Source organism: Enterobacter sp. Lyrl_3 (assembly GCF_051948675.1).
GTDB classification, from domain to species: domain Bacteria; phylum Pseudomonadota; class Gammaproteobacteria; order Enterobacterales; family Enterobacteriaceae; genus Enterobacter; species Enterobacter cloacae.
The window spans coordinates 1-1,120 of sequence record NZ_JAYJLI010000057.1; the positions used below are offsets into that span (position 1 = coordinate 1).

Below are 1,120 nucleotides of genomic sequence, written 5' to 3' on the forward strand. Positions count from 1 at the left end.
CCGTGGCGAATGCCGAAGCGGGCAACACCTTAACCGTGACGATTGGTGGCAACAGCTACACCGCGACGGTGCAGAGCGATCTGAGCTGGTCCGTGAGCGTGCCGTCCGACGTTCTGACCGCGCTCGGCAACGGCAGTCTGAGCGTGAGCGCGACCGTCACCAACGGCCACGGCAACACCGGTACGGGCGAACGTGACATCACCATCGACGCCAACCTGCCGGGCCTGCGTGTGGACACCGTGGCGGGCGATGATGTGATCAACACCATTGAGCACAACCAGAACCTGATTATCACCGGCTCCAGCGACGGGCTGACCCCAGGCACCGCACTGACCGTGACCGTCAACGGGAAAGACTATTCCGCAACGGTGCTGGCGGACGGCACCTGGAGCGCGGCGGTCCCGGCGGCGGACGTGAGCACGTGGCCGGAAGGCACCGTGAAGATCAGCGTCACCGGCGACAGCACGGCGGGTAACCCAATTACCATCAGCCATGATGTCACCGTGGATCTGGCAACGGTGGCCATCAGCATCAATGCCATTGCCTCCGACGACGTGATTAACGCGGCGGAGAAGGGCCTGGATCTGGTGCTCTCTGGCGCCACCACCAACGTGGAAGCCGGGCAGACCGTCACCCTGAGCATGGGCGGTAAAATCTATACTGCGCAGGTCGATGCCGATGGCAACTGGACCGCCACCGTGCCAGCGGCGGATCTTGCCGGTCTGAAAGACGGCGACGCCAGCGTGCAGGTGAGCGTTACCAACGTCAATGGCAACAGCGCGTCCGCAGGACGCGAGTACAGCGTGGACGCCACCGTGCCATCCGTGACCATCAACACCCTCGCGACGGACGACATCCTCAACGCCGCAGAAGCACAGTCTGACCTGACCGTCTCCGGCACCAGCACCGCGGAAGCGGGCCAGACGGTGACCGTGAGCCTGAACGGCAAGGACTACACCGCAACGGTCGGTTCAGACGGTAACTGGACGCTGAACGTCCCGGCAGCGGATCTGGCGGCGCTCAGCGACGGCAGCGTGACCGTCACCGCATCGGTCAGCGACAAGGCGGGTAACCCGGCATCGGTTGATCACAATCTGACGGTGGACATGACCGTGCCTGA

The 1,120-nt window shown here is 64.1% G+C and carries 1 protein-coding gene; it reads left to right on the top strand.

What is annotated here, in order from left to right; all coding sequences use genetic code 11:
* On the top strand, window positions 1-1,120 hold a 1,120-nt coding region (locus VF709_RS24860; RefSeq protein WP_440232475.1), incomplete at both ends, for an Ig-like domain-containing protein.